The sequence below is a fragment of the Actinomadura sp. RB99 genome (assembly GCF_014706005.1).
Lineage (GTDB): Bacteria > Actinomycetota > Actinomycetes > Streptosporangiales > Streptosporangiaceae > Spirillospora.
On record NZ_JABMCA010000011.1, the window covers coordinates 90,490 to 117,020 of the forward strand.

A 26,531-nucleotide genomic window follows, 5' to 3' on the forward strand; every position below is an offset into this window, starting at 1 on the left:
GCAGGACCCGCTTACTGGGCACGAAACGGGCCCGAGGGAGCACGAGAAACGTGTCGAACAGCTACCACTCACACCGCCGAAGAAGGAAGAGCGGCGCGGGCCGGCTCGGCCTCGCCGGCGCCCTCACGGGCATCGTCGGCATCGCCGCCGTCGCCGCCGGGATCGTCTACTTCCGCCCGGACGGCACCGCGGGCGGCGGCGGCCGGCCGTCGCTCGCCAGCCAGGGCGAGACCGGGGCGCAGAGCACCGCGCCGCTGCCGAAGACCGGGCCGCCCGTCAACTTCACCACCCCCGAGGGCTACGGCTACAGCCTCGCCGCGGTGAAGGCCGGGACGGACCGGCAGCCGCTGGGCGCGACCGAGGCGCCGCCGTCCGGCACGACGTACGCCTACGCCGACTACGTCCTCACCAACAGCCAGCGCAGGCCCGTCCTGCTGGACTTCCCCGCGGACCTGTTCATGCCGAAGTCGCAGGTCCCCTCCGACGCGCAGGACCGCTGCATGCCGCAGCCGGGCATCCCCGACGACCTGTGCACCCTCCCCAACCACAGCGAGATCACCGCCCGGCTCGGCGGGTCGAAGGCGCCGGTCGACGACAACGGCGACCAGATGATGCCCGCGGGCGCGACGTACCTGGTGCGGATCGCGACCGATCTGCCGGTGAAGGACGGCCTGTCCGCCGGCGACCTGAAGATGTACGTGTGGAACGCCCGCTACACCAGCGACCGCAAGGGCGTCGAGATCGCCTTCCCGTAGCCGGGCGCCCAGGGTCAGCCCGGGCTCGTGAAGCCGATGTCCTGGTAGCCCGGCTCGTAGAAGCCGCGGGCGCCGATGTTGGCCAGGTCGGCGCGGACCGCGACGAGCTGGGGACGCTGGTACAGGGGCAGGACGACGGCCTGCTGCCAGACGAGCCGGTCCGCCTCGTTCACAAGGACGTGAATCCTCGCGGGATCGACCTCCGCGATCGCGCGGTCCATGGCCGCGTCGATGGCGGCCGTTCCCGTGCGCGAATAGTTCTGCTGGATGCGGTCCCCGCGTGGCCGCGCGAACACGGCCTTCATGGGCGACACCGGGAACGAGGTGCCCAGCCAGGAGAACGGGACGATGTCGAAGTTCCCGGGGGTGACGTAGTGGTCGAACACGTCGTCGGCGGGGACGGCGTCGATGTCGACCCGGGCGCCGATGCGCCGCAGTAGCGCGCGCGTGAGCTCCCCCTCCTGCTCGCTGATCGGGACGCCGGACGGGATGACGAACCGCAGCGCGAGCGTCCTGCCGTCCTTCTTCCGGTACCGGCCGTGGGGGGTCCAGCCCGCATGGTCCAGGATGCGCCGCGCGGCCACCGGGTCGTAGCCGCCGAGGTCCGCGGAGTCGTCCTGGTAGCCGTCCTGCGTGTTGACGTAGAAGTGGTTGCCGAGCGTCTGGATCGGCACGCCCAGCCCGGACAGGTCGGAGCGGGCGATGGCGCGGCGGTCGATGCCGAGCATGACGGCGCGACGCACCCGCAGGTCGGACAGGATCGGCCCGGCCGCGTTGAACGTGAAGTGCCGCCAGTCGGGGCCGCCCGCCCTCCGCACGGCGGCCCCCGGGACGGCCTCGGCGCGGTGCAGGGCGCCCGCGTCCAGGCCGACGTCCATCAGGTCGATCTCGTTGGCGGCGAACGCGCCCGGCATCGCGCTGGTGTCCATCGCCCGGTAGACGATCCGGTCGAGCTTGGCGGGCGGGCCCCACCATCCGGGGTCGCGCACCATCGTGACCGTCTTGGCCGTCTGGTCGATCCTCCCGAGCTTGAACGGGCCCGCCGTGACGGGCATGCGGTCCATCCAGCCCGTGTTGAACGCGGCGGGCGTCGAGTAGGCCACCGCCGGATAGAGGGGGCTGAACAGGCTGCGCCAGTCCGCGTACGTCCCCGCGAAGGTCACCTCGACGGTGTGAGGGTCCGCGCCTTGCTCGACGCGCTCGATCTGCTTGTAGCCGGTGACGGTGGAGACCTCGTAGCGCGGGTCGCGGCCCGACAGCGCGCGCGCCTGCGCCTCGAAGTCGCGATAACTGAGTGGCCGGCCGTCGGACCAGTGCGCGTCGGGGTTGAGCCGGTAGGTGACGACCTGCCCGCGTCCGCTGCGCCGCAGCTCGGCCGAGCGGAGGTACTCGGGCACCGGATGCGGGACGGCCTTCTCGTCGGCGCGCATGAGGTGCGGCAGCGCGCCCTGGATCACCTGCTCGACCGACCCCTTCGTCCCGTTGACGTCGTTGAAGTTCCACTGCGAGGGGAACTCGGGGAGCGGCCAGCGGAGCGTGCCGCCGTTGCGGACGTGGTCGCGCGGCGTCGGGTTGACGTCCGACGCGGGCAGCCGCCCGGCCGCGCGGGTCGTCGCCTCCCCCGGCCCCGGACCGCCGCAGCCGCCGGCGGCCGTGGTCGCGGCGAGGAGGAGCAGGGCGCCCAGCAGGCGCCTCACAGGCCGGCTCCGGCCTCGACGAGGGGATGATGGCAGGCGGCCCATTGGTCGCTCTCTCGGTCGGTGCTCATGGGACGGGGCAGGGGGTCGTGCTCTTCGCACCGGCGGGCGTCCGCCTCGCCCAGCGCCGTGTACCGGGGGCAGCGCGAGCGGAAACGGCATCCCGTCGGCGGGGCCGTGGGGTCGGGCAGGTCCCCGCGCAGGGGGACGCGCCGCCGGCGGCGTTCCAGGCGCGGATCGGGCAGCGGCACCGCGTCCAGCAGCGCGCGCGTGTACGGGTGGGCGGGCCTTCCGTACACCTCGTCCACGGAGCCGATCTCCACGATGCGCCCCATGTACATGACGGCGACGCGGTCGGCGATGCGGTGCACGACCGCCAGATCGTGCGCCACGAACAGGTACGCGATGCCGAGCCGGGCGCGCAGCCCTTCGAGCAGGTCCATGACGCCCGCCTGCACCGACACGTCCAGCGCCGCCACGGGCTCGTCCAGCAGCAGGAGCCGCGGCTCCAGCGCCAGCGCCCGCGCGATGCCGACGCGCTGCCGCTGCCCGCCCGACAGCCCGTGCGGGTACCGCCCGGCGTGGACCGGTTCCAGCCCCACCAGTTCGAGCAGCTCCCGGACGCGCCCGTCCGGCGCGCGCTCGCCGTGCACGGCGAGCGGCTCCGCGATGATGTCGGCGACGCGCATCCGGGGATCGAGGGACGTGAACGGGTCCTGGAAGACGACCTGGACGTCGCGCCGCAGCGCCTTGCGGCGGGACGGGCGCAGCGCGGCGGTGTCCTGGCCGAGCACGGCGACGCGGCCGCCCTGCGGGCGCGCCAGCCGCAGGATCTCCATCAGCGCCGTCGTCTTCCCGCAGCCCGACTCCCCCACGAGCGCGAGCGTCTCGGCCTCCCGGACGTCGAACCCGATGCCGTCCACCGCGTGCACGGTGCCCGCGCGCCGCCTGAACAGCGTCCCCCGGTACAGCGGGTGGTGGCGGACCAGGCCGTCCACCTCCAGGACGACGGGACGCTCGCGCCGGGGCGGACGGGTGGGCCGCGGCACCGCGTCGGGCAGCGGGAACACCGCGTCGGCATCGGCGGTCGCCTCGGTGTTGACGCACGCGGCCGTGTGCCCCGACGGCCCGACCAGGACCGGCTCCGGATCGCGGTCGCGGCACGCGTCCACCGCGACGGGGCACCGCGGAAGGAACGCGCACGCGCCGCCCGCCGCCGCCGGGGCCGGCGCCCCGTCGATCGCCGCGGCACGGGCGCCGCCGGTCCCCATGCGAGGCAGCGACTGCAGCAGCCCGATCGTGTAGGGCATCCGCGGGCGCCGGTAGACCTCCTCCACCGGCCCGGACTCCACCGCCCGGCCCGCGTACATCACCATGATCCGGTCGGCGAACCCGGCGACGACCCCGAGATCGTGGGTGATCAGCACGATCGCGGCGCCGGTGGCCTCCTTCGCCGCCTTCAGCACGTCCAGGACCTGCGCCTGCACGGTCACGTCCAGCGCCGTCGTCGGCTCGTCCGCGACGATCGCGACCGGGTCGTTGGCGATCGCCATCGCGATCATCACGCGCTGCCGCATGCCGCCGGAGAACTCGTGCGGGTGGGCGCGCGCCCGCCGCGCCGCCCCGGGGATGCCGACGAGGTCGAGCAGTTCGACGGCCCGCGCCCGCGCCGCCGCGCGCGTGGCGCCCGAGTGGACGCGCACGGCCTCGGCGATCTGGTCGCCGACCGGATGGACGGGCGTCAGCGCCGACAGCGGATCCTGGAACACCATCGCGAGGTCCTTGCCGCGGACCCGGGACAGCTCGGCGTCGGACCGTCCGACCAGCTCCTCGCCGCGCAGCCGGACCGAGCCCGTCACGCGCGCGTCCGGCGGCAGCAGCCCCACCATCGCCAGCGCCAGCGCGGTCTTGCCCGAGCCGGACTCGCCGACGACGCCGAGGACCTCGCCCGCGCCGACGTCGAAGCCCACACCGCGGACCGCGTGCACGCCCGAGGAGTACCGGACCGTCAGGTCCCGCACCGCGAGGACCGTCATCGGCCGCCCCGCCGCGGCCCGGCCTCCGGGTCCAGGACGTCGCGCAGCCCGTCCCCGAGCAGGTTCACCGCGAGGACGATCAGCACGAGCATCGCCGCGGCCGCCGCGAACGGCCACGGGTAGGCGGTCGCGGCGCCCTGCCCCTCGGCGACCAGCGTGCCCAGCGAGACGTCCGGCGGGCGCACGCCGAGCCCGAGGCAGGACAGCCCGCTCTCGGCGATGACCGCGACGCTGACGTTCACGCTCGCGTCCACCACCAGCAGCGACGCCAGGTGCGGCAGCACGTGCCGGACGATCACCCGCACCGGGCCCGCGCCGAGGAACCGGGCGGCGAGCACGTACTCGCGCTCGCGCAGCGAGGCCGTCATGCCCCGCACGGCCCGCGCGGTGACCATCCACAGGACCGCCGCGAGCAGCGGCACCAGCGCGCCGCCGCCGAGCGCCGGCGCCAGCACGGCGACGAGCAGGAACGACGGCAGGACCAGCAGCAGGTCGGTGCCCCACATCAGGATCCGGTCGAGCCGCCCGCCGGCGAACCCGGCGACGGCGCCGACCAGCCCCGCCAGCCCGGTCGACAGCACGGCCGCGGACAGGCCGATGACCAGCGACCGCCGGGTCCCGCGCAGGGTGAGGGCGAGGACGTCCCGGCCGCTCTGCGTGGTGCCGAGCCAGTGCCGCGCGGACGGTCCCTGCCGGAACGCGGTGAAGTCGGTGTCGTCCCAGCCCCAGCGGGACAGCAGCGGCGCGCCGAACGCGACCGCGAACAGGGCCGCGAGCAGGACCAGCCCCGCGACGGCCCGCCTGCTGCGGGCGAGCCGGCGCGGCAGCGAGGGCGGGCCGGCGGGAGGCGGCGGCGCGGCGGCGGCCGGCCGCTCGGGCGCGGTGCGGGCGGCGAGTCCGGTGGTCATGCGGCCGCCCCGGTCCGGACGCGGGGGTCGAGGGCCCCGTGCAGGACGTCCGACGCCAGCCCGGCGGACAGGACCCCGCACGCCGCGAGGCAGCTGATCGCCGCGACCACGTTGACGTCGCCTCGCGAGATCGCCTCGACCAGCCATTCGCCCATGCCGTGCCAGCCGAACGCCTGCTCGCAGAACATGCCGCCCAGCACGAGGAACCCGAACGAGTAGGCGAAGTAGGTGGTCATCGGTATCAGCGCGGTCCGCAGGCCGTGCCTCAGCAGGGCCGTGCGGCGGCGCAGCCCCTTCGCCCGGGCGGTGCGCACGAAGTCGGCGTGCAGGACGTCCAGCATGAGGCCGCGCTGGTAGCGGCTGTAGAACGCGACCTGCGTGGTGGCGATGGTGACGGTGGGAAGGAGCAGGTGCCGTACATGGTCCGCCAGGCCGCCGAGCGCACCGAACGTCCCGTAGGCCGCTCCCGGCGTGGTCTCCCCCACCCAGGCGAACAGGTGCATCCCCAGCGCGTCGTTGGCCTCGGCCGCGACGATCTGCAGCAGCACCGCCAGCACGAACACCGGCACGGCTAGCAGCAGGTACGAGCCGAACGTGATGAAGCGGTCCGCCGCGCGTCCCTGCCGTATCGCCGCGTAGGCGCCCAGCAGGACGCCCAGGGCGGACCCCAGGAACGCGCCCGGGGACAGCAGGCGCAGGCTCACTCCGAGCCGCCGCCACAGTTCCGCGTTGACGGGCCGCCCCTCCCACGTGCGCCCGAAGTCGCCGTGCAGGACGCCCGCGGCCCAGGTGCCGTACCGCACGGCCAGGGACGTGCGGTCGTTCAGGTTGAGCCGGGTGAGCCGCGCGTCCACGACCGACTCCGGCGGGCGGGGAGCGCGGTCGTCGAAGTTCGACCGGGGGTCGAGCGCGGCGGCGGCGAGCAGGTAGGCAAGGCTCGTGGCCGCCACGACCAGCACCGCGTAGTTCGCGAGCCGCCGCAGCAGGAACGCCGCCATGTCCCTCCTCCCGCCGCATGCGCCGATCACAGAATGTCATGGATCGATCACGCGATGCGCGGGGGAAACGCCGACGGTTCCCGTTTCCGTGGCCCGACGGCCGCGCCGCTCCCGGCGGTACCCCCTCGTTCCCACCCGCCTTCGCCCAGAGTGCCCTGAGCTGGGACATCTGTTCCGTATGCCGGGTTCCGCGGCTACCATCACGGCACGCGCGACGCCGCCGGCCGCCCTCGCGGACCCGCTGTCCTGAGGCGGACGCCGCCGGTAGTGCAGCAGGACGGGCCGGACGTTTTAACATTCCATTACTTTTGATTCGGGGGGCATCCATGGAGACCGCCGAGCACGGCCGCGGGCTCGCGGCACGCGCGGCGGTCCCGCTCGCCCTGGCGGCGGTCCTGGCCGTCACCGCGTCGCTCCTGCTCGGCACCTTCCTGCCCGCCGGCGAGCGGCTCGTCTGGTGGCATCCGGAGATCGTCATCGCGATCTTCTGGACGCCGGTGGCCGCCGCGCTGCTGCGCAAGCGGTCCGGGCTCCGGGTCGGCTGGCTGATGCTCGGGGCCGGGTTCAGCGCGGCGGTGTACGTCCTGGTCCTCAACCTCGCGCCGTGGTTCACGCTGCACGGCTGGGCCGGGGCCGCGTTCCTCCGCTGGCTCGCCACGTGGCTGTGGGCCGTCGACACCTACGCGCTCACCCTGGTCCTGCCGCTGATCTTCCCGGACGGCCGGGTGGTGACCCGCTGGTTCCGGCCCGTGCTGTGGCTGGCCTGGCTGGTCCCGGTGGTCGTGTGCGCGCACCTGACGCTCGACCCGGGCGCCCGGCGGTTCCACAACGGCGTGTCCGTCTACCCGTTCGAGAAGATCCCGGTCCCGATCAGCGCCCTGATCCTCGGCACGCTCGCCGGGGGCCTGCTGTCGCTGGTGGTCCGGTTCGCGCGGTCGTCGCCGGACGTGCGGCGGCAGATCGCGTGGGTCGTCTACCCCGGCGTGATCGCGCAGGCCGTCATCTTCGTCGGGGAGAACAGCCGGATCGGCGACCCGCTGCGCGATCTCAGCATCGCGGCCGTGCCGATCTGCATCGGGATCGCGATCCGCCGCTACCGGCTGTACGACATCGACCTGGTGGTCAGCCGGACGCTGGTGTACGCCGGGCTGGTCGTGGTGATCACCGGCGTGTACTTCGCGCTGGTCGGCGCGGCGGGCCTGCTCGCGCACGGCTACGGGACGCTGGCCGGCCTCGCGGGCGCGATCGTGGCCGGCGCGGTGTTCGAGCCGGTCCGGCGGCGGCTCCAGCGCGCCGTGGACGGGCTGATCCACGGCGAGCGCGACCCGTACCGGATCGCGGACCGGCTGAACCGCCGGCTGCAGACGGCCGTCGACCCCGCCGCGGCGCTCGCCGTCGCCGCGGAGGTCGCCCGCTCGGCGCTGCACGCCACCGGCGTCGTGATCGAGGTGCTGGACCGCGACGGCCGGACGGTCTCGGCGGAGGACGGCGTGCTCGGCGACCGCCCGCAGCTGATCCCGCTGGTCTGGCACGGCGAGCCGGTGGGCCGGCTGCTGTTCGGCGTCTCCCGGCCGCCGGACGCCCGGATGTCGGGCATCCTCGCCCGCAACCTCGCCGAGCTGGCGAACGCCGCCCGGCTCACGGCGGACGTGGCGCGCTCCCGCGAGCGCATCCTGCGCACCCGGGAGGAGGAGCGCCGCCGCCTGCGCCGCGACCTGCACGACGGGCTCGGCCCGACGCTCGCCAGCCTCGCCATGACGGTGGACGCGGCGCGCATCACCCTGAAGACCGACCCCGAGGCCGCCGACGCGCTGCTGGAGAACCTGCGGACGATGATGGGCCGCACCATCGGCGACATCCGCGAGCTGGTCTACGGGCTGCGCCCGCCCGCGCTGGACGACCTCGGGCTCGCGGGCGCGATCCAGGCGCTCGGCGGCGTCGTCGCGACGGGCGACGGCCCGCGGGTGGACGTCCACGTCGAGGGCGACCTGGAGCGGCTCCCCGCCGCCGCCGAGGTCGCCGCGTACCGGATCGTCCAGGAGGCGCTGACGAACGTGCACCGGCACGCCAGAGCGGACTCGGCGGTGGTGCGGCTGTACCTGAACGGCGATCTGCACGTGACCGTCGGCGACGACGGCGTGGGGCTGCCCGCGCAGATGCGCTCGGGGATCGGGATGTCGTCCATGCGCGAGCGCGCGGCCGAACTCGGCGGTTCCTGCACGGTGGGGCCGGGGCCCAAGGGCGGGACGCTGGTCCGCGCCCGGCTGCCCGTCAACGGCGCCCGATCCTGAGTCCTCGCACCGGAGTCCGCGGTTCCCGCCGGACCTCTCCTGGTGGGAGGGCCGGTGACCGCCCCCCGCCAAGAAGGTCGCCACCGGCCCTCGGGCTCCGTACGGCGCCGGGGCTCCCATCCCGGTCCATACGGGCCATTCACCAGAGGGTGTGCAAGAAAGAAATTACGCGGTGCACGGTCCCGTTGCGGAGGGACACTTGTCCCGATCGATCCGGGACCGCGCCGGAAATACCGTCTGCCCTGGTCAGACCTGACTTCGTCAGATCCAGCCCGGCCGGGTCTCCCCCTCGGCGACCAAGACGGCCGGGCCGCGCAGATGGCTGGTCGCGCCGTCGAGGACGACGGTCAGCCGCCCGCCGGGCACGTCCACGGTCCACTCGCTGGGCCCGTCCGTGCCGGCCGCGGCCGCCGCGGCCACCGCCACGGTCCCGGTGCCGCAGGAGCGGGTCTCGCCCGAGCCGCGCTCGTACACCCGCATCTCCAGGTGCCGGTCCCCGACGGGACGGTAGAACTCGACGTTCACGCCCTCCGGGAAGACCTCGGGATCGAAGTCCGGGGCGCGCGTCAGGTCCAGCGCGGCGACGGGCCGGTCGACGCGGCACGCGAGGTGCGGGTTGCCCATGGAGACGCGCTCGCCGCGGAACACGGCGCCCGCGAGGGACGCCTCCCCGGAGCCGAGCGCGACGGGGGCGCCCATGTCGACGCTGACGTCCCCGGACGCCCCGAGCGTCACCCGCTTGAGCCCGGCCCGCGTGGCGATGTCCCACTCGCCCGGGGCGGCCAGGCCGGCGTCGACGAGGTAGCGGGCGAACACGCGGGTGCCGTTGCCGCACATCTCGGCGACGCTGCCGTCGGCGTTGCGGTAGTCCATGAACCACTCCGCGCCGTCGAGCCCCTCAGCGCCGCCGAGCCCCCTGGCGCCGCCGAGGTCCATCGCCTTCGTCCGGACGACCCGCAGCACGCCGTCCGCCCCGATGCCGGCGCGCCGGTCGCACAGCCGCGCCACCGCCTCCGGCGTGAGATCCAGCGCGCCGTCCGGGTCGGGCAGGATCACGAAGTCGTTCTCGGTGCCGTGCCCCTTAACAAACCGCATTTCTCGATCGTATGGCCTAACCCGGACCGCTCATCCGACCAGGCCGAGGGCCCGCTCGACCAGGTCGGGGGCGTCGTGGGGAAGCCAGTGGACGCGGGGGTCGCGGCGGAACCACGACTCCTGGCGGCGGGCGAAGCGGCGCGTCGTCCGGACGGTCTCCTCCATCGCCTGCTCCTCCGTCCACTCCCCGGCGAGGAACCGCAGGACCTGCGCGTAGCCGAGGGCGCGGCCGGCGGTCAGGCCGTCGCGCAGCCCCCGCTTCTCCAGGGCCCGGACCTCGTCCACCAGGCCCGCGTCCCACATCCGCCGCACGCGCAGCGCGATCCGCTCGTCCAGCGTCTCGCGGGGGACGCCCAGCCCGATCTGGACGACGGAGCCGTAGCGGTAGACGTGCTCGGGCAGGGTGGCGGTGAACGGGCGGCCGGAGATCTCGATGACCTCCAGGGCGCGGACGATCCGGCGGCCGTTGCTCGGCAGGATCGCCTCCGCCGCCGCGGGATCCCGTTCGCGGAGGCGGGCGTGCAGCGCGGCGCTCCCCTCGCGTTCCAGCTCCCCTTCGAGGCGCGCCCTGACGGCCGGGTCGGTCCCGGGGAACTCCAGGCGGTCCAGCGCGGCCCGCACGTAGAGGCCGGATCCGCCGACCAGGACGGGAAGGCGCCCGCGCCCGCGGATCTCGGCGATGGCGTCGGCGCTGAGCCGCTGGTACTCGGCGACGCTCGCCGTCTCCGTGACGTCCCAGACGTCCAGCAGGTGGTGCGGGACCCCGCGCATCTCGGCCGGCGTCAGCTTCGCCGTGCCGATGTCCATGCCGCGGTAGAGCTGCATCGAGTCGGCGTTGACGGCCTCCCCGCCGAGGCGGAGCGCCAGTTCCACGGCGAGATCGGACTTTCCCGCGGCCGTCGCCCCCACGACCGCGATCACATCTGGAGAGGTCACGCCTGCAATTGTGGCAACAGATTGGGTATGGCCCTGCTTGTACGGGCTCCGCGCGAGGCCGCTACCAGGCCTCCGGGGGCCGCCGAGCCGAGGGATCCGGGGGGAATCGCGATGTCCTTCGTCGACAAGGTCAAGGAAATGCTGGGCCAGCACTCCGACCAGGCCAAGAAGGGCGTGGACAAGGGCGGCGACATGTTCGACCAGAAGACCGGCGGCAAGTACGCCGACAAGGTCGACAAGGTCCAGGACAAGGCGGACGACTACATCGACCGCGGCGACGAGGGCGGCACCGGCGGCCAGCAGGGCCCGAACGAGCCCCGCTAGCGCGTCCTACCGCTCTCCATGGACCAGCTCGCCACGAAGTAGCCGACTCCGTAGGGCGCCTCGTCCGCCAGCAGAGCCGCCGCCGACGCGGCCCCGGCGGACGGGGCGCTCGCCGGGCCGGCGGCCGTGCTGGTGGAGGTGCTAGACGTGGCGGCGCCCGCGAGCACCTGCCATGCCGCGCGCCCGGCCACCTGGAGTTCGCTGGAGACGACGGGATCCAGGGCGGCGAGCGCGGCGGCGTCGGCCTTGCCGAGGGCATGCGCGACGCCCTCGTCATAGCCCTGAGCGCGCTCGTCGAGGTATCCGGGCGCCTTCTCGGTCCTGCACGCGGACCCGTCGCCCATCACGAGGAGCGCGACGCGTTCCGCCGAACCGGCGAGTTCGGCGCCCAGGCGCAGGCAGGCGTCCGGATCGGCGTCGAACGCGACCGACTCGTAGCGCGCATCCGCCGCGAGGCCGTGCCGCTGGAGCAGCCAGCACCCGATGGTGAGGGACAGCGGCAGCGCCTCACCGCCGTACCCGACCGCCGGATCGACCGGGCTCGTCCAGTCCAGCCCGTACGGGCGGAGCGTGGCGTAGGCGCCGGCGCCGTAGGTCCGCGTGTCCTGAGCACCGCCCACGACGATCAGCGCGTCCGCGTCCTGCGCCCCGAGCCGGATGACCGCCTCGTCACAGGCCGCGCGCACATCGTCCAGTTCCGGCGCGGCCCCCGCCGCCAGGTCGGGCACCAGGATGGGCGGGTGCGGGCACACCGCCGCCGAGATCAGCACCGCGTTCCCGCGCCCTCGGACCAGCGGCCTCGCCCGGCGGCTCGGCGCTCCGGGTCCCGAGCGGTCATGCGGGCGTCGGGGCGGCGCAGCCGGGTGCGGCGGCCTGGCTCTGCGCCGGACGGCCGATCGTCGGCATGCCCAGCGAGACGCCCTTCGGGCCCTCGCCCTGGCGCGCCTCCCACGCGTCGCCCGCCCGCGTACGTCGGACGCCCTGGACCGGCTTGTCGGCCACCAGATGGTGGGACGCCGCGTAGGTCACCTCCACGGTGACCATGTCGCCGGGACGGACGGGCTCGTCCGGCGCCCGGAAATGGACCAGGCGGTTGTCGGGCGCGCGGCCCGACAGGCGGCGGGTCTCCTCGTCCTTGCGGCCCTCCCCCTCGGCCACGAGGACCTCGAGAGTGCGGCCGAGCTGCTTCTTGTTCTCCGCCCAGGAGATCTCCTCCTGGAGGGCGACCAGCCGCTCGTACCGCTCCTGGACGACCTCCTTGGGCAGCTGCCCGTCCATGGTGGCCGCCGGCGTCCCCGGCCGCTTGGAGTACTGGAACGTGAACGCCGAGGAGAACCGCGCCTCGCGCACCACGTGCAGGGTCTGCTCGAAGTCCGCCTCGGTCTCGCCCGGGAAGCCCACGATGATGTCCGTCGTGATCGCGGCGTCCGGGATGGCGGCGCGCACCTTCTCGATGATGCCCAGGTAGCGCTCCTGCCGGTAGGACCGGCGCATCGCACGCAGCACCGCGTCCGATCCGGACTGCAGCGGCATGTGCAGCGACGGCATGACGTTGGGGGTCTCGGCCATCGCCGCGATCACGTCGTCGGTGAAGTCCTTGGGGTGCGGCGAGGTGAACCGGACCCGCTCCAGGCCGTCGACGTTCCCGCATGCGCGCAGCAGGCCCGCGAAGGCGGACTGGCCGCCCTCCGTCATGGCGCGCACCTCGTCCGGCGCCGCCGCCAGGGCGCCGAACCCCGAGCCGTAGGCGTTGACGTTCTGCCCCAGCAGCGTGATCTCCAGCACGCCCTCGCCCACCAGCGCCTCGACCTCGGCGAGGATCTCGCCGGGCCGGCGGTCCCTCTCCTTGCCGCGCAGCGACGGGACGATGCAGAACGTGCAGGTGTTGTTGCAGCCGACCGAGATCGACACCCACGCGGCGTAGGGGGACTCGCGGCGCGTCGGCAGCGTCGAGGGGAAGGTCACCAGCGACTCTTCGATCTCGACCTGCGCCTCGCTCTGCACGCGCGACCGCTCCAGCAGCGCGGGCAGCGACCCGATGTTGTGGGTCCCGAACACCACGTCCACCCAGGGGGCGCGCTTGACGATCGTGTCGCGGTCCTTCTGCGCCAGGCAGCCGCCCACGGCGATCTGCATGCCCGGGTGACCGTCCTTGACGGGCCGGAGATGGCCCAGGTTCCCGTAGAGCCGGTTGTCGGCGTTCTCCCGCACCGCGCAGGTGTTGAACACCACCACGTCGGGCTCCGCCTCGCCCGCGCGCACGTAGCCGGCCGCCTCCAGCAGCCCGGACAGCCGCTCGGAGTCGTGGACGTTCATCTGGCACCCGTAGGTACGGATCTCGTACGTGCGGGGGCTCGTCTCCATAGGCGCACTCATGACAGTCCCCAAGCGTACGCGCCGGAGGGTGCGCGCCGGGCACGGATGATCACTCTGCGACGCGTCATCTACCCGCCGAACTGCGCAGTCGTGATCGGATCGGTACCGCTACGGAACCAACGGGCGCAATGGGATGACGTAGAGTCCGACCGCATGACGGACAGCGAAGGCGGGCCCGACCTGACCAAGGGGCAAGGGCCGGAGGACGCCATCACGCAGGCCGCCGCAACCGGCACGGGACCGCTCGTCGTGGTCGAGCACGTCCACAAGCACTTCGGCGAGCTGCACGTGCTCAAGGACATCAACCTCACCGTGGACCGCGGCGAGGTCGTCGTCGTCATCGGCCCCTCGGGCGGCGGCAAGTCGACCCTCTGCCGGTCGATCAACCGGCTGGAGCCCATCGACGGCGGCCGGATCCTCGTCGACGGCAAGGAACTGCCCAAGGAGGGCAAGGAGCTGGCGCGGCTCCGCGCCGACGTGGGCATGGTGTTCCAGTCGTTCAACCTGTTCGCCCACAAGACGATCCTCGAGAACGTCACGCTCGGCCCGGTGAAGGTCCGCAAGCAGGGCAAGCAGGAGTCCGAGAAGCACGCGATGGAGCTCCTGGAGCGCGTCGGCATCGCGAACCAGGCGGCCAAGTACCCCGCCCAGCTCTCGGGCGGGCAGCAGCAGCGCGCCGCGATCGCCCGCTCCCTCGCGATGCGGCCCAAGGTGATGCTCTTCGACGAGCCGACCTCGGCGCTCGACCCCGAGATGGTCAACGAGGTGCTCGACGTCATGACCGGCCTGGCCCGGGAGGGCATGACGATGATCGTGGTGACCCACGAGATGGGCTTCGCCCGCCGGGCCGCGCAGAAGGTCGTGTTCATGGCGGACGGGCAGATCGTGGAGGAGAACACTCCCGACGAGTTCTTCACCAACGCGCGCACCGACCGCGCGAAGGACTTCCTTTCCAAGATCCTCACGCACTGAGCCGCGGGGCTCCGGCAGAGAAGCAGAGGTGTGACGAGCAATGCGATTCAAGCGTTTCGGCGCTCTGATCGGCGCGGGCCTGGCCCTGTCGCTGGCCGTGTCGGCCTGCGGCAGTGACAAGGAGAAGACCGAGGCCAAGACGGTCGTCCAGAAGGCCAAAGAGGACAAGAAGCTGACGATCGGCATCAAGTTCGACCAGCCCTCGCTCGGGCTGAAGAAGCCGGACGGCACGTTCGCCGGCTTCGACGTCGACGTCGCCCGGTACATCGCCAAGCAGCTCGGCGTCCCCGAGAGCGGCATCACCTTCAAGGAGACGACCTCCGCGAACCGCGAGTCGTTCCTCGGCGGCGGCCAGGTCGACCTGGTGGTGGCGACCTACTCCATCACCGACGCGCGCAAGCAGCAGATCACCTTCGGTGGTCCGTACTACGTCGCGCACCAGGACACGATGGTCAAGGCGAGCAACACCAGCATCAAGAAGGCCCAGGACCTCAAGGGCAAGAAGCTGTGCCGCGCCGCCGGGTCGAACTCGTTCCGCCGCGTCACCGAGCCGCCGCCGGACGGCAAGCTCAACATCAAGGGCGTCACGCTGGTCGACGCCAACAGCTACTCCGACTGCGTGAGCAAGCTGAAGGCCGGCGCCCTGGACGCGGTCAGCACCGACGACCTGATCCTCGCCGGCTTCGCCGCGCAGCAGCCCGGCCAGTTCAAGGTCATCAACGACCCCTTCACCGACGAGAAGTACGGCGTCGGCATCAAGAAGGGCGACAAGGAGACCTGCGAGGCCGTCAACGCCGCCATCCAGAAGATGTACACCGACGGCAGCGCGAAGACGTACCTGGAGAAGAACTTCACGGGCACGGGCCTGAAGCTCGCCACGACCGTCCCGCAGATGGAAGGCTGCGCCTGATCCCAGGCTGAGGCTCCCCCTCGGCCGGTGCCTCCCCGGAGACGCGCTCCCGGGGAGGCACCGGCGTGGACTCGACCGGCTGGAACGCTATGGAACAGCTAAGCAATGTTTGACTTCAGCGCCTTCTTCGACCACTTCGACGAGATCCTCCAGGGGTTCTGGGCGACGATCCGCCTGGCCGCGGCGTCGGCGGTCCTGTCCCTCATCATCGGCACGCTCCTCGCGAGCTTCCGGGTCTCCCCGGTGCCGGTGCTGCGGTCCTTCGGCGCGGGCTACGTCAACATCGTCCGCAACACCCCCCTGACCCTGGTGCTGCTGCTGTGCGCCCAGGGGCTCAACGACACGCTGCACCTGACGTTCTCGTCGAACTCCTCGACGACGTACTACTGGTGGGCGGTCCTGGGCCTGTCGGGCTACACCGGCGCGTTCGTCTGCGAGACGCTGCGCTCGGGCATCAACACGGTGCCGCTCGGCCAGGCCGAGGCGGCGCGGTCGATCGGGCTGACCTTCACCCAGTCGCTGCGGATGATCATCCTCCCGCAGGCGTTCCGCTCGGTGATCGCGCCGATGGGCAGCATCCTCATCGCGATGATCAAGAACACGACGGTGGCGGCCGCGGCCAGCTACGCCGAGGCGGCGCTGGTCAGCAAGACGCTGCTGGACGCGCCGACCTTCACCGGCGGCGCGATCCCGCTGTTCATCGGGGTGGCCGTCGGCTTCATGATCCTGATCCTGCCGACCGGGTTCTTCTTCGGCTGGCTGGCCAAGCGGATGGCGGTGGCGCGATGAGCAAGGAAGCGACGGTCCTCTTCGACGCCCCCGGCCCGCGGGCGCAGGCGCGCAACCGGGTGATGACCGTCGTCTCGGCGGTCGTCCTGCTGGCGATCTTCGCCGCCCTCGTCTGGCGCTTCAAGGAGAAGGGCCAGTTCGCGGGCGAGCTGTGGAGCCCGTTCCTGAAGTGGACGGTGTGGAAAGAGCTGATCCTGCCGGGCCTCGGCAACACGCTGAAGGCCGCCGCGGTCGCCGCCGTGCTGGCGATGCTGTTCGGGATCGTGTTCGGCCTCGGCCGGCTGTCGGACCACTGGTGGATCCGGATCCCGGCGGGAGCGGTGGTCGAGTTCTTCCGCGCGATCCCGCTGCTGATCCTGATCTTCCTGGCGTTCTTCGTGCCGAACAAGATCAGCCCGTCGATCGCCGACTCGCAGTTCGGCACGCTCCAGCGGCTCCTGGTGGACGACTTCTTCTCGCTCTTCGGCGTGAAGATCAACGCCGGCGTCATCGTCGTGCCGGCCTTCGCCGCGGTCGTGTTCGGCCTCGTGCTGTACAACGGCTCGGTGCTCGCGGAGGTCGTGCGGGCGGGCGTGCTGTCCATCCCGAAGGGGCAGGCGGAGGCCGCCTACTCCATCGGCCTGCGCAAGAACGGCGTCATGCGGCTGGTGCTGCTGCCGCAGGCCATCCGGGTGATGATGCCGGCGATCGTGAGCCAGATCGTCGTCCTGCTCAAGGACACCGCGCTCGGGTTCATCATCGCCTACAGCGAGCTGCTCAACGCGGGCTTCAACCTGATCCCGGCGAACTACCACAACAACAAGATCCAGGCCGGGATCGTCATCGCGGTCATCTACATCGCGATCAACATGGCGGTGAGCCGGTTCGCGACGTGGCTGGAGGGCCGCGGCCGCCGCAACCGCAAGACCGGCGGAACGACGCTCGGCGCGGGGGGCGGCACACCACCGGCGCCCGGCATGTCGGTCAAGGACGTGACCGCGGGCGAGATGGGGTCCGCGGCGATCTGACCTGCGCCGGGAGCGGGCCCGACCGCTCCCGGCCGCCTCGCGGGGCGCCACCGGTCTCCGGTGGCGCCCTCCGCTTTCCCGGCCCCGGACCGCCCGCGCGGCGAAGGGGCGCCGATCACCCGTGACCGGCACATATCTTTCCGAAGTCAAAGCGCCCGTCATGGCCCCAACCGATCCCCGTATGCGGGACGATTCCTGGTATGACCGCTCGTGTGACCCTCCCCTACGGCTCCTGGCCTTCCCCCATCTCCGCGGCCGATGTGGCCCGCGCCCGGCTGCGCCTCAGTTTCCCCACCGTCGCGGGTGATGACGTGTGGTGGCAGGAGACCCGACCCGAGGAGGGCGGGCGGACGACGGTCATCCATCTCAAGGGCGGGCATCGCACCGAGGTGCTCCAGGCTCCATGGGACGCCCGCACGCGCGTCCACGAGTACGGCGGGCGGTCATACCTGCCGGTCCGTACCGCCGAGGGCGTGTCGCTGGTGTTCTCCAACTACGAGGACCAGCGCCTCCACCGGCTGGACGAGGGCGACCCCAAGCCGTACCCGCTCACCCCGGAGCCCGCCGTCCAGGCGGGGCTGCGCTACGCCGACTACGTGCTCTCCCCCGACGGCACCGAGATCTGGTGCGTGTGCGAGGGGCACATCGCCGAGCCGCCCGAGGGCGGGGGCACCGCCGCTGGGATCCGCCGCGCGATCGTCGCCGTCCCCCTGGACGGGAGCGCCGCCGACGACGCCGGGGCCATTCGCGAGCTGGTGACCGGCGCGCACTTCTACGCGTCGCCGGCCCCGTCCCCGAGCGGCGGGCACCTCGCCTGGGTGCAGTGGAACCACCCCCGCATGCCCTGGGACGGCACCGAGCTGCGCGTGGCGGCCATCGAGGACGGCACCACGGTCGCGCCGCGCACCGTCAAGGGCGGCCTCACCGAGTCGGTCGTCGCGCCGCTGTGGCGCGACGACGAGTCCCTCTACGTCATCTCCGACTGGCCCGGCTGGTGGAACATCTACCAGGTCGGCCTGCACGGCGAGTCCCCGCAGGCGCTGTACCCGGCCGAGGAGGAGTTCACCGGGGCGCTCTGGCAGCTCGGCGGCATGCCGTACGCGCTGCTGGACGACGGGCGCCTCGCCGTCCTGCACGGCGAGGGCGACATGCGGCTGGGCATCTACGACCCCGAGACGCTCGACCTGGTCGACGTCGAGGTGCCGTACGAGGACTGGCACCCGCAGCTGTCGGCCGACGGCACCACGATCGTCGGCATCGCGGGCGGCCCCGACCTGCCGACGTCGGTGGTGCGCGTCGACACCACCACGGGCCGCGTCGAGGGGCTCCGCCGGGAGCTCGCCGAGCTGCCCGACGTGGCGTACCTGTCGAAGCCGCGCACCGAGCGCCTCGAAGGCCCGTTCGGGCGCCCCGTCCACGCCTACGTGTTCCCGCCGACCAACCCGGAGGCCGCCGCGCCCGAGGGCGAGCTGCCGCCCTACGTGGTGTTCGTGCACGGCGGCCCGACCGGCCGGGTCTCCAAGGACCTCGACCTGGAACGGTGCTACTTCACCAGCCGCGGCATCGGCGTCATCGACGTCAACTACGGCGGTTCGACCGGGTACGGGCGCGCCTACCGCGAGCGGCTGCGCCGCCAATGGGGCGTGGTGGACGTCGAGGACGCCATAGCCGCCGCTCAGGCGCTCGTCGACGGCGGCATAGCGGACCCGGCGCGGCTGGCCATCCGGGGCGGCTCCGCGGGCGGCTGGACGACGCTCGCCGCCGCCACCCAGACCGACCTGTTCAAGGCCGCCACGTCCTACTTCGGGATCAGCGACCTGCAGAGCTTCGCCGCGGCCACGCACGACTTCGAGTCGCACTACCTGTTCGGGCTGATCGGCCCGCTGCCCGGCTTCGAGCGGGCCTACGAGGAGCGCTCGCCGCTCAACCGGGCCGACCGGACGGCCTGCCCGGTGCTGCTCCTGCAGGGCCTGAACGACCCGGTGGTGCCGCCGGACCAGTCCGAGCGGTTCGCGGTCGCGCTCGCCAACAAGAAGATGCCGTACGCCTACCTGACGTTCGAGGGCGAGTCGCACGGCTTCCGCCGCGCCGACACCGTCATCGCGTGCCTGGAGGCCGAGCTCGCGTTCTACGGCCAGACCCTCGGGTTCGAGCCGCGGGGTGTCGCCCCCATCGACCTGACGGTGGCCTGAGCCCCTTCACCGTCCCGTCCGCCGGCAGGTCGCGGCGGACGGGGCAGGACCGTCGGGGGGCGGGTCAGACGGCGCGCTTGTCGGCGGCGGCGCGCAGGTTGTAGACGTCACTGTCGAAGTACGCCGAGTACGACCGGGACGCCGTGTAGCCGCCGCCCTGGTAGCCGCCGATGACGCCGTTGATGTCGCCCTTCTGCGTCGTGTAGCTGTAGTTCAGCAGCCACGGGCTGCCGCTCGTGCCGCCGTAGAAGCCCGTGCAGTCCATCCGGATCTGGAACTTGGCCTGCTGCGCCGTCTTCGTCCGGCAGTAGATGGGCCGGTCGCGCGGGTCGAAGGCGATCTTCGGGTAGCCGGCCACGTTCACCGTCTTACCGGCGCCCTGGTTGATCGCGAGCTTGTTGTAGCCGACCGCCTTCTGGATCGTCTTGCCGCTCCGGTCGTTCAGCGCGATGAACCCGAAGTCCAGGTCGGGGTCGGTGCTGGTGATCCAGCGCTGGTCGACCAGCAGCATCTTGGCCGTCCACGTGCCGTAGGGCCGCTTCCCCCGGTCGTACTTCGGAACGAACGCCACCTTCGTGGCGTACTGCTTGCCCTTGCCGCCGTGCAGGCAGTGCGCCGCCGTGATCAGCAGCCGCTGCGACGAGCTCTGCACGACGCTCGCGGTGCAGAAGTGGTCGCCCTGGCCGTTGTTGAAGAACAGCGCGCCGATCGTCGGCACCCCGGCGAACGCCTTGGACTGCACGATCGACTGCGCCGACAGCGACCGCCCGGACGCGCCGCCGTTCGGGCGGTCGATGGGCGTCGCCGCGGCCATCCGGTTCGCCGTCCAGTAGCGGGACGCGTCACCGGCGTCGGCCGCGCTGATCCGCATGCTCGCGGACGTGTCGGCCACCGTGCGCCCTTGGGCGTCGCCCGCCGAGTACCAGACCGTGACGGCGCCCGCCGCGACGATGCCGGCGCAGGCGCCGCCCGCGGCCGTCCACCGCATCCACCGATTGCGCATCGCGCAAAACTACCGATCTCCCCGCCCCCGCACAACGGGAACGATCACACCGGTCAGCGCGCGAACTCGATCGCCCGGGACTCGCGCACCACGGTCACCCGGATCTGCCCGGGATAGGTGAGCTCGTCCTCCACCTGCTTGGCGATGTCGCGCGCGATGACCTGCGCCTGGATGTCGTCCACCGAGTCCGGCTTCACCATCACCCGGATCTCCCGGCCCGCCTGCATCGCGAAGACCTTCTCCACGCCCTCGTGCTTCTCCCGGGCGATCTGCTCCAGCCGCTCGAGCCGCTTGACGTAGGCCTCCAGCGACTCCCGGCGCGCCCCCGGGCGGCTGCCGCTCACCGCGTCCGCCGCCTGCGTCAGCACCGCCTCCACCGTGCGGACCTCGACCTCGTTGTGGTGCGCCTCGATCGCGTGCACCACGTCCTCGTCCTCGCCGTACCGGCGCGCTATCTCCGCCCCGATGAGCGCGTGGCTGCCCTCCACCTCGTGCGTGAGCGCCTTGCCGATGTCGTGCAGCAGCGTGCACCGCTTGGCGACGTCCGCCGGCAGCCGCAGCTCGCTCGCCATGATCCCGGCGATGTGCGCGGACTCGATGAGGTGCTTCAGCACGTTCTGCCCGTAGGACGTCCGGTACCGCAGCCGGCCGAGCAGCGCGATCAGCTCCGGGTGCATGTCGGCGATGCCGACCTCCACGAGCGCGTCCTCGCCGGCCCGCACGCACCGCTGCTCGACGTCGCTGCGGCTGCGCTCGTAGACCTCCTCGATCCGCTGCGGGTGGATCCGCCCGTCCAGCACGAGCTTCTCCAGGGTCAGCCGGCCGACCTCCCTGCGCACCGGGTCGAAGCAGCTCAGCAGCACCGCCTCGGGCGTGTCGTCGATGATGAGGTTCACCCCGGTGGTGGTCTCGAACGCGCGGATGTTGCGGCCCTCGCGCCCGATGATCCGGCCCTTCATCTCGTCGCTCGGCAGGTGCAGGACCGACACGACCGACTCGGCGGTCTGCTCGCTGGCCACCCGCTGGATCGCCAGCGTCACGATCTTGCGGGCGCGCTTGTCGCCCTCCGCCCGCGCCGCGTTCTCGATCTCCCGGGTGATCGGGATGGCCTCCCGCTTGGCCTGGTTCTCGATCGCCGCCACCAGCTCGCCCTTGGCCTGCTCGGCGGTCAGTCCGGCCGCGCGCTCCAGCACCTTGCGGCGCTCGTCCTCGACCTCGGCGAGCTCCTTCTTGCGCGCCTCCAGGGTCCGCTTGGTCTCGGCGAGCCGGTCCGCCCACTCCTGGAGCCGGCGCATCTCGCCGTCCAGGCGCTGCTCCCGCTCCGCGAGCCGGGTCTCCCGGCGCTCCAGGTCCTCCCTGGCGGTCCGCAGGTCGTCGCGGAGGGCCCGGGCCTCCTCCTCGGCGTCCGCGCGCGCCGACGCGGCGATCCGCTCCGCCTGCGCCTCGGCCCGCTCGCGCGCCTCGCGGGCCTCCTGCTTGGCCCGTCCCCGGATCTCGTCCGCCTCGCCCCGCGCGCGCGCCATCTCCGCGGCGGCCTTACCGGGCACGCCGGGACGCCACAGGATGACGATGACGAGAGCGACCAGGGTCACCAGCAACGCTGCACCCAGCAGGACGCTCTCCATGAGGCAGATCCTTCCTCGCCGCGGGCCCGCCCGGGATCGGGGCCCTGACTAGCGAGGATTTACTCGCGCCAGGCCGACGGCCGGGTACACGGCACCGCCGGGCCGCGCGGTGCGCCCGGGCGTTACGGCCGGTTCCGGTCGACGAACGTGTCCTGTATGCCTCTCAGCTGCTGGAACGTGCTCGGTCGTATGGCAATCCGCGAGACGCGGAGTAACTCCTCACTGCCGTAACGGTAAGCGGCATGGAGGTAATGAGCAAGCAAACGCCGGGCATTCCGGACTAACCGAACGTCGGCGTGAGTCCTCCCTTACCGGTCCATCCGACCGCCCGCACCCCGCGCCACCTGCCCGATCTTCCGGCCCCGGAGTCAGGGAGGGGGCGGCGCGCGGTCAGCCCTTCCGTCATCTCCGGCGTGTCGCCCACCGACCGGAACAGATCGGGCAGAGTCAGTCGAGCGGTGGCGGCTCGTCGGGGAAGGCGTCCGGGTCGGTGCCCTCGTCGGCGAGGGCCTCCTTGACGACCCGGTAGGACAGGCCCGGCGGGTAGCCCTTGCGGGCGAGCATCCCGACGAGGCGGCGCATGCGCTTGGCGGGGTCGACGCCGCGGGTGCCGGGCAGCTTGCGGTCGACCAGGGCCCGCGCGGTCGTCTCCTCCTGGCCCGGGTCGAGGGCCTCGACCGCGTCGCTGACGGTCTCGTCCGCGACGCCGCGCCGGCGCAGCTCCGCGGCGAGCGCGCGCTTGGCCAGGCCGCGCCCGGCGTGCCGGGACTGCACCCAGGCGCGGGCGAACGCCTCGTCGTCGATGAGGCCGACGTCGGTGAACCGGCCGAGGACCTTCTCGGCCACGTCGTCGGGGACGTCCTTGCGCCGCAGGGCGTCCGCGAGCTGCGCGCGGGTGCGCGGCGAGGACGTCAGCAGCCGCAGGCACACCTCCCGTGCCGCGGCCTCGGGGTCCGCGGGCGCCCGCCGGGCGGACTCCGCCTTCTCACGCGCCCCGCCCCGGCGCCGCCCACCACGCCCGTCCATGCCCTGCCCCTCCAGACCGCTCACCTGCCGCGTCCACCCCCGTCGCACCACCGCCGGGCCCATCACCCAGCCCCGCGCCTCGACCGCCCCGATCAAGACCGGCTGGAAGCGCTCGACGCCGGCGGCGCGCCGCTTCACGCGGCGTCCCGCCCGTCGCGCTCACGAGCGCCAAGAATCGTTCACGACCATTGTCAGAGCATGCCCGCCCCGCAACGCCCCCGCCCGTCGCGCTGACGAGTGAAGGCTCGCCCACCGCAACCGGCGACAGGCTTTCTGCTCGGCCACGCGACGACCGACCGCCTCGACCGTCGCGCCCATGATCGGACCAGGACCACCCGCCGCAACCGACGAAGGTTTTCGCCCGGCCACGAGCCGACTCCGACCGCCGCACTGCCGAACGAGGACCGCCGACCGCAACCGCCCAGGCTTTGTGCCCGGTCACGCGGCGACCTGGGCCGCCTCGACCACCTCGACCACCTCGACCGTCGCGCCCACGCCCGGGCCGGGACCGCCCGCCGCAACCGGCGACAGGGTTTGTGCCCGGCCACGCGGCGACCTCGGCCGTCGCGATCGCGAGCGAAGCCGGATTCAAGCGAAGCGAGAATCCGATCGCGCAGCGAGCCCCCAGGGCGAGTCGGAGCGATGCAGCGATCGCACGCATTGCCCGCCGAAGGAAGGCCGTCTAGCGGCCTGACGCCAAGGGCAAGGCAATGAATAGAGCGACGGCGCCGTTGGGGAAGGTCCGCGCATCGGCGCGCCGGTGCGCGGTGGGGCGCCGCCGCCCTGCATACGAGATCATCGCTCACTCTTCGTCAAGAGTCACCCGGAACGGGGGATTCGCCGTCAGGAATCGCCCGCGGCCTTGCCCGCCTTGGCCTTCTTCCCGGCGGCGGCGCGGCCGGTGGCGGCGGCCGTGACGGGCGCGGCGGGCGCGGCGGCGGGCGCGGGAGCGCCGTCCACCGGCACGGCGGCCGGCTCGGCCTCCTTGTCGACCTTCGGCCCGATGCCGAGCTTCTCCTTGATCTTCTTCTCGATCCCGTCGGCCATGTCCGGGTTGGCCTTGAGGAAGTTGCGCGCGTTCTCCTTGCCCTGGCCGAGCTGGTCGCCGTCGTAGGTGTACCAGGCGCCGGACTTGCGGACGAAGCCGTGCTCCACGCCGAGGTCGATGAGGCCGCCCTCGCGGCTGATGCCCTGGCCGTAGAGCAGGTCGAAGTCGGCGACCCGGAACGGCGGGGCCATCTTGTTCTTGACGACCTTGACGCGGACCCGGTTGCCGACGGCCTCGGTGCCGTCCTTGAGGGTCTCGATGCGGCGCACGTCGAGCCGGACGGAGGCGTAGAACTTCAGCGCGCGGCCGCCGGTGGTGGTCTCCGGCGAGCCGAACATGACGCCGACCTTCTCGCGCAGCTGGTTGATGAAGATGGCGGTGGTCTTGGTCTGGTTGATCGCGCCGGTGAGCTTGCGCAGCGCCTGCGACATGAGGCGGGCCTGGAGGCCGACGTGGCTGTCGCCCATCTCGCCCTCGATCTCGGCGCGCGGGACGAGCGCGGCGACGGAGTCGATGACGACGATGTCGATCGCGCCGGAGCGGATCAGCATGTCGGTGATCTCCAGGGCCTGCTCGCCGGTGTCGGGCTGGGAGACGAGCAGGGCGTCGATGTCGACGCCGAGCTTGGCGGCGTACTCGGGGTCGAGGGCGTGCTCGGCGTCGACGAACGCGGCGATGCCGCCCTTCTTCTGCACGCTGGCCACCGCGTGCAGGGCGATGGAGGTCTTGCCGGAGCCCTCGGGGCCGTACACCTCGACGACCCGGCCGCGGGGCAGGCCGCCGATGCCGAGCGCGATGTCGAGGGAGATCGCGCCGGTCGGGATCACCTCGACGGGTGCCCGCGCCTCCTCGCCCATCCGCATGACCGAGCCCTTGCCGAACTGCCGCTCGATCTGGGCGAGTGCGGTCTCGAGAGCCTTCTCCCGGTCGTTCGCTGCCATGTGAGATGTCCTTCTCGTTGTGACTTGTCGGCTCTCGGCCGCTGGTCTGCGATGTCGAGGGCGACGTTACGGCGGGCCACCGACACTTTCGAGATGCGGGCGCGGTTGTGGACGACGACACCGGCCGGGGCCAGCTTACCGAACACTCGTTCGATCATCGCCCGGTGCACCGATTCGGGTGGGAATCACCGTGCGCGCCGTGGTCCGGACCCCGTACGCTGGCGCCGTCAACGGAGGGTTCCATCATGACGCTGACCGTCCTCTTCTGCGTCGATCCGATCCACCCCCGGCGCGTTGACCCCCACTATGCACGCGAGGCCGCGGCCGTGCGGGACCACTACGGCGAGACGGCGCTGCTGGACCACGACGCGCTGCGGCGCGGGGACGTGGAGGCGGCGATCCGCGCGGTCCCCGCCGACCTGGGCCCCGTCTGGTATCGCGGCTGGATGGTCACCGGCCCGGAGTACGCCGCGATGGCCGCCGCCCTGAAGCAACGCGGGACGGTGCTGCTGACGCATCCCGACGACTACACGCGCGCGCACGAGCTGCCCGGCTGGCACGACACGTTCGCCGGGCTGACACCGAACAGCGTGTGGCGCCCTCTCTCCCCCGGGCAGGACCCGGGCGACCCGAACGCGCTCGCCGAGCTGGTCCGGCCGCTGCGCGGCGGCCCCGGGGTGGTCAAGGACTACGTGAAGTCGCGCAAGCACGAGTGGGACGAGGCGTGCTTCGTCCCGGACGTGAAGAACCTCGCGCGGCTGCGCGACGTGGCCGCCAAGATGATCGCCCTGCAGGACGAGTACTTGGCGGGCGGCCTCGTGGTGCGCGAGTTCGAGTCCTACGACGGCGAGGGCGAGGCGCGCGTGTGGTGGGTGGACGGGGAGCCCGCCCTCGTGGGGCCGCATCCGGACACGCCGGGCCTGGAGCCCGATCCGGAGCTGGACGCGGTCGCGCACGCGGTCCGGGCGCTGGGCTGCCGCTTCATCACGACCGACCTGGCGCGCCGCACCGACGGCGAGTGGCGGGTCGTGGAGGTCGGCGACGGCCAGGTCAGCGACCTGCCCGCGTCGGTGGACGCGATGGACCTGTACGCGCACCTGCCGGTCCCGGACTGACGCACGGCGCGTGTCCGGGGCGTGACGGAACCGGCATATGCCCTCTTCCGTCCCATGTTGGGCCGCCTCTAGGCTGTGGCCGCTGTTCAGCCCCTTCGCGAAGGACGTGTTCCCCTTGCCTCCTCAGGAGCCCCGTCGCCGGCTCAGTTCCCGCACCGTCAAGGTGGGAATGGTGAGCGCGCTGTCGCTGACCCTGGTCGCCTGCGGTTCCAGTTCCACCACGGCGCGGTGCGTCGACCGCAACGCGCCGTCCGGCAAGGGCGGCTACAAGGTGGTCCCTGACCGGTACTGCGACGTCGACGACATCGACGGCGGGGGGACCGGTTCCTACAACCGCTACTTCTGGTATTACGGCGGCAAGCGCAGCTCGAACGGCTTCGTCTCGGGCGGCAGCCAGTACCGGCCGAGCAAGGGGAAGATCAAGTCCGGTAGCGGGAAGACGCTGAGCCGGGGCGGCTTCGGCGGCAGCGGCAAGAGCGGGAGCTGA

Annotated in this window: 22 protein-coding genes; 10 read left to right on the forward strand and 12 right to left on the reverse strand. The window is 72.6% G+C overall.

Going from position 1 to position 26,531, the window contains the following annotated elements; genetic code table 11:
• Positions 1 to 50: 50 nt before the first annotated feature.
• Positions 51 to 755, forward strand: a complete 705-nt coding sequence (locus tag amrb99_RS13160; protein ID WP_190856211.1) for a hypothetical protein — start codon at positions 51 to 53, stop codon at positions 753 to 755.
• A gap of 14 nt (positions 756 to 769) precedes the next feature.
• On the opposite strand, the gene amrb99_RS13165 is transcribed toward amrb99_RS13160, so the two are convergent.
• From amrb99_RS13165 to amrb99_RS13180, 4 genes are read right to left on the reverse strand one after another with little or no spacing between them, the layout of a single operon-like run.
• Entirely contained in the window at positions 770 to 2,452 is a 1,683-nt protein-coding gene (locus tag amrb99_RS13165) for an ABC transporter family substrate-binding protein (RefSeq protein WP_347256657.1), read from the reverse strand.
• Entirely contained in the window at positions 2,449 to 4,488 is a 2,040-nt protein-coding gene (locus tag amrb99_RS13170; protein WP_190856213.1) for an ABC transporter ATP-binding protein, read from the reverse strand. The genes amrb99_RS13165 and amrb99_RS13170 overlap by 4 nt, the downstream gene beginning before the upstream one ends.
• Positions 4,485 to 5,396, reverse strand: coding sequence for an ABC transporter permease (locus tag amrb99_RS13175; protein WP_190856214.1), 912 nt, complete (start codon positions 5,394 to 5,396; stop codon positions 4,485 to 4,487). Before amrb99_RS13175 ends, amrb99_RS13170 begins: the two co-directional genes overlap by 4 nt.
• On the reverse strand, positions 5,393 to 6,394 hold the full coding sequence (locus tag amrb99_RS13180) for an ABC transporter permease (protein ID WP_190856215.1): 1,002 nt from the start codon (positions 6,392 to 6,394) through the stop codon (positions 5,393 to 5,395). The genes amrb99_RS13175 and amrb99_RS13180 overlap by 4 nt, the downstream gene beginning before the upstream one ends.
• A gap of 326 nt (positions 6,395 to 6,720) precedes the next feature.
• On the opposite strand from amrb99_RS13180, the gene amrb99_RS13185 reads away from it, so the two are divergent.
• Complete coding sequence (locus tag amrb99_RS13185) at positions 6,721 to 8,685, forward strand: sensor histidine kinase (RefSeq protein WP_190856216.1); 1,965 nt, start codon at positions 6,721 to 6,723, stop codon at positions 8,683 to 8,685.
• Positions 8,686 to 8,946: 261 nt separating this feature from the next.
• On the opposite strand, the gene dapF is transcribed toward amrb99_RS13185, so the two are convergent.
• Both dapF and miaA read right to left on the reverse strand, forming a co-directional pair.
• The gene (gene dapF, locus amrb99_RS13190; protein ID WP_190856217.1) at positions 8,947 to 9,780 is read right to left on the reverse strand and encodes a diaminopimelate epimerase; all 834 of its coding nucleotides are present in this window, start codon (positions 9,778 to 9,780) and stop codon (positions 8,947 to 8,949) included.
• Between the two features lie 30 nt (positions 9,781 to 9,810).
• Positions 9,811 to 10,701, reverse strand: a complete 891-nt coding sequence (gene miaA, locus amrb99_RS13195) for a tRNA (adenosine(37)-N6)-dimethylallyltransferase MiaA (RefSeq protein ID WP_190856287.1) — start codon at positions 10,699 to 10,701, stop codon at positions 9,811 to 9,813.
• Positions 10,702 to 10,827: 126 nt separating this feature from the next.
• Here miaA and amrb99_RS13200 point away from each other — a divergent pair, with 126 nt between their 5' ends.
• Positions 10,828 to 11,040: an antitoxin gene (locus amrb99_RS13200; RefSeq protein ID WP_190856218.1), complete on the forward strand. Its 213-nt coding sequence runs from the start codon at positions 10,828 to 10,830 to the stop codon at positions 11,038 to 11,040.
• Here amrb99_RS13200 and amrb99_RS13205 read toward each other — a convergent pair.
• Together amrb99_RS13205 and miaB are read right to left on the reverse strand one after the other, a co-directional pair.
• Complete coding sequence (locus amrb99_RS13205; RefSeq protein WP_190856219.1) at positions 11,037 to 11,810, reverse strand: hypothetical protein; 774 nt, start codon at positions 11,808 to 11,810, stop codon at positions 11,037 to 11,039. The two genes, amrb99_RS13200 and amrb99_RS13205, sit on opposite strands and share 4 nt — an antisense overlap.
• 64 nt (positions 11,811 to 11,874) lie before the next feature.
• Positions 11,875 to 13,404, reverse strand: coding sequence for a tRNA (N6-isopentenyl adenosine(37)-C2)-methylthiotransferase MiaB (gene miaB, locus amrb99_RS13210; RefSeq protein WP_241755513.1), 1,530 nt, complete (start codon positions 13,402 to 13,404; stop codon positions 11,875 to 11,877).
• A gap of 261 nt (positions 13,405 to 13,665) precedes the next feature.
• Here miaB and amrb99_RS13215 point away from each other — a divergent pair, with 261 nt between their 5' ends.
• The 5 genes from amrb99_RS13215 to amrb99_RS13235 all read left to right on the forward strand — a co-directional run bounded on the left by amrb99_RS13215 (position 13,666) and on the right by amrb99_RS13235 (position 19,286).
• Positions 13,666 to 14,388: an amino acid ABC transporter ATP-binding protein gene (locus tag amrb99_RS13215; RefSeq protein ID WP_307799460.1), complete on the forward strand. Its 723-nt coding sequence runs from the start codon at positions 13,666 to 13,668 to the stop codon at positions 14,386 to 14,388.
• Between the two features lie 40 nt (positions 14,389 to 14,428).
• The gene (locus amrb99_RS13220) at positions 14,429 to 15,298 is read left to right on the forward strand and encodes a glutamate ABC transporter substrate-binding protein (RefSeq protein WP_190856222.1); all 870 of its coding nucleotides are present in this window, start codon (positions 14,429 to 14,431) and stop codon (positions 15,296 to 15,298) included.
• A 105-nt stretch (positions 15,299 to 15,403) separates the two neighbouring features.
• On the forward strand, positions 15,404 to 16,087 hold the full coding sequence (locus amrb99_RS13225; RefSeq protein WP_190856223.1) for an amino acid ABC transporter permease: 684 nt from the start codon (positions 15,404 to 15,406) through the stop codon (positions 16,085 to 16,087).
• The gene (locus amrb99_RS13230) at positions 16,084 to 17,094 is read left to right on the forward strand and encodes an amino acid ABC transporter permease (RefSeq protein ID WP_190856224.1); all 1,011 of its coding nucleotides are present in this window, start codon (positions 16,084 to 16,086) and stop codon (positions 17,092 to 17,094) included. The genes amrb99_RS13225 and amrb99_RS13230 overlap by 4 nt, the downstream gene beginning before the upstream one ends.
• A 200-nt stretch (positions 17,095 to 17,294) precedes the next feature.
• Complete coding sequence (locus amrb99_RS13235) at positions 17,295 to 19,286, forward strand: prolyl oligopeptidase family serine peptidase (protein ID WP_190856225.1); 1,992 nt, start codon at positions 17,295 to 17,297, stop codon at positions 19,284 to 19,286.
• Positions 19,287 to 19,350: 64 nt separating this feature from the next.
• On the opposite strand, the gene amrb99_RS13240 is transcribed toward amrb99_RS13235, so the two are convergent.
• From amrb99_RS13240 to recA, 4 genes are all read right to left on the reverse strand, one after another.
• Positions 19,351 to 20,289 (reverse strand): trypsin-like serine protease, encoded by a 939-nt coding sequence (locus amrb99_RS13240; protein WP_190856226.1) that lies wholly within the window; start codon positions 20,287 to 20,289, stop codon positions 19,351 to 19,353.
• A 53-nt stretch (positions 20,290 to 20,342) separates the two neighbouring features.
• Positions 20,343 to 21,914: a ribonuclease Y gene (gene rny / locus amrb99_RS13245; RefSeq protein ID WP_190856227.1), complete on the reverse strand. Its 1,572-nt coding sequence runs from the start codon at positions 21,912 to 21,914 to the stop codon at positions 20,343 to 20,345.
• A 447-nt stretch (positions 21,915 to 22,361) separates the two neighbouring features.
• Positions 22,362 to 23,078 (reverse strand): regulatory protein RecX, encoded by a 717-nt coding sequence (locus tag amrb99_RS13250; RefSeq protein WP_347256658.1) that lies wholly within the window; start codon positions 23,076 to 23,078, stop codon positions 22,362 to 22,364.
• A 705-nt stretch (positions 23,079 to 23,783) separates the two neighbouring features.
• Positions 23,784 to 24,929 (reverse strand): recombinase RecA, encoded by a 1,146-nt coding sequence (recA, locus tag amrb99_RS13255; protein WP_190856228.1) that lies wholly within the window; start codon positions 24,927 to 24,929, stop codon positions 23,784 to 23,786.
• Positions 24,930 to 25,174: 245 nt separating this feature from the next.
• On the opposite strand from recA, the gene amrb99_RS13260 reads away from it, so the two are divergent.
• A complete protein-coding gene (locus tag amrb99_RS13260; RefSeq protein WP_190856229.1) occupies positions 25,175 to 26,044 on the forward strand; it encodes an ATP-grasp domain-containing protein in 870 nt (289 codons plus the stop codon).
• Between the two features lie 169 nt (positions 26,045 to 26,213).
• The gene (locus tag amrb99_RS13265; RefSeq protein WP_190856230.1) at positions 26,214 to 26,531 is read left to right on the forward strand and encodes a hypothetical protein; all 318 of its coding nucleotides are present in this window, start codon (positions 26,214 to 26,216) and stop codon (positions 26,529 to 26,531) included.

What these genes read in the sequence shown, in the direction of transcription:
- amrb99_RS13170 (WP_190856213.1), bottom strand. Translation starts at nt 4,488, where the DNA reads ATGACGGTCCTCGCGGTGCGGGACCTGACGGTCCGGTACTCCTCGGGC.
- amrb99_RS13175 (WP_190856214.1), bottom strand. Translation starts at nt 5,396, where the DNA reads ATGACCACCGGACTCGCCGCCCGCACCGCGCCCGAGCGGCCGGCCGCC.
- amrb99_RS13180 (WP_190856215.1), bottom strand. Translation starts at nt 6,394, where the DNA reads ATGGCGGCGTTCCTGCTGCGGCGGCTCGCGAACTACGCGGTGCTGGTC.
- amrb99_RS13185 (WP_190856216.1), top strand. Translation starts at nt 6,721, where the DNA reads ATGGAGACCGCCGAGCACGGCCGCGGGCTCGCGGCACGCGCGGCGGTC.
- dapF (WP_190856217.1), bottom strand. Translation starts at nt 9,780, where the DNA reads ATGCGGTTTGTTAAGGGGCACGGCACCGAGAACGACTTCGTGATCCTG.
- amrb99_RS13200 (WP_190856218.1), top strand. Translation starts at nt 10,828, where the DNA reads ATGTCCTTCGTCGACAAGGTCAAGGAAATGCTGGGCCAGCACTCCGAC.
- miaB (WP_241755513.1), bottom strand. Translation starts at nt 13,404, where the DNA reads ATGGAGACGAGCCCCCGCACGTACGAGATCCGTACCTACGGGTGCCAG.
- amrb99_RS13220 (WP_190856222.1), top strand. Translation starts at nt 14,429, where the DNA reads ATGCGATTCAAGCGTTTCGGCGCTCTGATCGGCGCGGGCCTGGCCCTG.
- amrb99_RS13225 (WP_190856223.1), top strand. Translation starts at nt 15,404, where the DNA reads ATGTTTGACTTCAGCGCCTTCTTCGACCACTTCGACGAGATCCTCCAG.
- amrb99_RS13230 (WP_190856224.1), top strand. Translation starts at nt 16,084, where the DNA reads ATGAGCAAGGAAGCGACGGTCCTCTTCGACGCCCCCGGCCCGCGGGCG.
- amrb99_RS13235 (WP_190856225.1), top strand. Translation starts at nt 17,295, where the DNA reads ATGACCGCTCGTGTGACCCTCCCCTACGGCTCCTGGCCTTCCCCCATC.
- amrb99_RS13240 (WP_190856226.1), bottom strand. Translation starts at nt 20,289, where the DNA reads ATGCGCAATCGGTGGATGCGGTGGACGGCCGCGGGCGGCGCCTGCGCC.
- rny (WP_190856227.1), bottom strand. Translation starts at nt 21,914, where the DNA reads ATGGAGAGCGTCCTGCTGGGTGCAGCGTTGCTGGTGACCCTGGTCGCT.
- recA (WP_190856228.1), bottom strand. Translation starts at nt 24,929, where the DNA reads ATGGCAGCGAACGACCGGGAGAAGGCTCTCGAGACCGCACTCGCCCAG.
- amrb99_RS13260 (WP_190856229.1), top strand. Translation starts at nt 25,175, where the DNA reads ATGACGCTGACCGTCCTCTTCTGCGTCGATCCGATCCACCCCCGGCGC.
- amrb99_RS13265 (WP_190856230.1), top strand. Translation starts at nt 26,214, where the DNA reads ATGGTGAGCGCGCTGTCGCTGACCCTGGTCGCCTGCGGTTCCAGTTCC.